The organism is Vibrio sp. V10_P2A27P122 (genome assembly GCF_963874335.1).
Taxonomy (GTDB): domain Bacteria; phylum Pseudomonadota; class Gammaproteobacteria; order Enterobacterales; family Vibrionaceae; genus Vibrio; species Vibrio anguillarum.
This window is the reverse complement of record NZ_CAWNHY010000213.1, coordinates 1-2,340: the sequence shown is the minus strand read 5'-3', so window position 1 is coordinate 2,340 and position 2,340 is coordinate 1. Positions and strand designations below refer to the sequence as shown.

Annotated in this window: 2 protein-coding genes; both read right to left on the bottom strand. The window is 43.3% G+C overall.

What is annotated here, in order from left to right:
* Positions 1-56: 56 nt before the first annotated feature.
* Positions 57-1,127, bottom strand: coding sequence for an LPS export ABC transporter permease LptG (lptG, locus tag AACQ17_RS08980; RefSeq protein WP_013855998.1), 1,071 nt, complete (start codon positions 1,125-1,127; stop codon positions 57-59).
* A gap of 3 nt (positions 1,128-1,130) precedes the next feature.
* Positions 1,131-2,231 (bottom strand): LPS export ABC transporter permease LptF, encoded by a 1,101-nt coding sequence (gene lptF, locus AACQ17_RS08975; RefSeq protein WP_013855997.1) that lies wholly within the window; start codon positions 2,229-2,231, stop codon positions 1,131-1,133.
* Between the last annotated feature and the right edge of the window lie 109 nt (positions 2,232-2,340).

The window sequence follows — 2,340 nt, the reverse complement described above, 5'->3', positions numbered from 1 at the left end:
GCATTAGGAAGGTTTGCCCTTCCTTTTTGTTGATAGTTCTTACCTGTCATTTTTATTTAGAGTTTTCGTCTTAACAACATTACGGCAACGCTGAGAAACACCAAACTGGGTGCGACGGCACCAAACACTGGTGGGATACCATAAACAAGACTCAGTGGGCCGAAAAACTCACTGGAAATATAAAATGTAAAGCCTGCAATCACGCCTGACAAAATCCTTGCGCCCATAGTAACGCTGCGCAATGGCCCAAAAATAAACGATAATGCCATCAGCATCATCACAGCAATGGAAAAAGGTTGAGTGATTTTACGCCACAACGCTAGATCGTACCGTGAAGCATCTTGCTCCGACGTTTTTAAATAGCTGACATAATCATACAAGCCACTCAGTGACAACTCTTCAGGCTTGACCGTGACCACTGCTAGTTTGTCTGGAGCTAATGAAGTCGTCCAACGATATTCAGGTAATGTTTGCTTTGTTATCAATACATCATCGCGCATGTCGGTGATTTGAACATTTTTCATTACCCATTGATTGTCTTTATCGTAATCCACCTCTTCGGCAAAAAGGATGTTTTGCAAACTCTTATTGTTATCAAAGCGCCACATATTTAAGCCATAGAGTTTGTTGTCATCAATTTTACCAATAAAGATAAAATCATTCACATCGCGCGCCCACACACCGCTGCGCACTGAAACAATACTACCGCCAGAGAGAGAAAAAGCTCGCAGATCTCGCGCCATCTTCTGCGCTTGGGGTGCTCCCCATTGGCCAAGCAAGGTGACAATGATCATTAATGGCACTGCGGTTTTTAATACCGACATACCGATATTAAGCTTAGAAAACCCCGCAGCTTGCATGACAACGAGCTCAGAACTTGATGCCAACATACCTAACCCAATCAACGCACCGAGTAAGGCGGCCATAGGAAAAAACATCTCGATATCACGAGGAATGCTCAACACCACAAACAGTAAAGCTTGCAGTAAATCGTAGCTTCCTTCCCCGACTTTTCTCAATTGCTCAACATATTTGATAATGCCGGACAAACCAACAAAGGTCGCCAGCACTAACGAGGTTGTCGCAACAATAGTACGGCCGACGTATAAATCTAAAATCTTAAACACGCGTTATGCTGCCTTCTTTAGTCTTAGTTTATCTTTGAAGCGCCGCACTGGCACACTGTCCATGATATTCACTGAAATCGCCGCCAAAAGTAACGCAGCATTGATTGGCCACATACCGATCACCGTAGCAAGTGAGCCATCTTCAATGGCAGACTTGGTTGCGCTGATGGCCATAAAATAGGCCAAATAAATTAAGATTGCAGGTCCCATTTTCGCAAAGCGTCCTTGCCGAGGGTTAACCGCCGACAAAGGGACCACCAGCATGGTGAGTAACGGAATACAAATCACCAGAGAAATTCGCCATTGCAACTCAGCTTTCGCTCTTCGATCCGGGTTGGAAAGCAGATTGGATGTCGGTAACGCCTCCCAATCGCGTCCTTTGGGTTTAACTTCACGCTGGCCAATTAAACCTTCGTATTCGTCAAATTTTGTGATCATATAATCAACGCGTGTTGGCACGCCTTCATAGCGAATCCCGTCATACATGGTGATCATCTGACGGCCATCACTGAGCTCTTTAACATCACCAGAATTAGAGAACATCACACTCGGGAGTATCGAATCCTTTGGTGCAAGCTGCGCAACAAACACATTATGCAGTTTTTTGTTTTCAATATTTTCGATGAAAACCACCGAGGAACCATCCGGTGTGCGTTGAAATTGTCCTTTCTGTAGCAAATCAACGCTATTTTCTGCTGCAAGCTGCTCCATTAATTGTGCTTCTTTATCTTGGCTCCAAGGCGCCAACCAGAATGCGTTAAATGCTGCAGCACCTGAAGTGATCAAAGCCAAATAGAGTGCAGCACGGATCAAAAATTTATTGCCGATGCCAGTGGCATTCATCACCGTAATTTCGCTTTCTGCGTACAAACGTCCAAAAGTCAGTAAGATGCCGATATACAAACTCAAAGGCAGCATTAATAACCCCATTGCGGGCATATTTAAACTTACAATAGATAAGATCATTCGTGCTGGAATGTCACCATCGGAAGCTTCAGCCAAAACGCGAATAAATCGTTGGCTAAGAAACACGAGAAACAGTACGAAAAAGATCGCAAATTGGCTCTTGAGTGTCTCGCGGATCAAATATCTAACAATAATCACGCTGAAATTACCTATACAAAACTTGTTTTTTTGATTGAATCACTATAATTTCCCGTTGAACCTTTTATTTTTAAAATTTTCACTAACTGTTAGGCGTTCAATTAAAAGT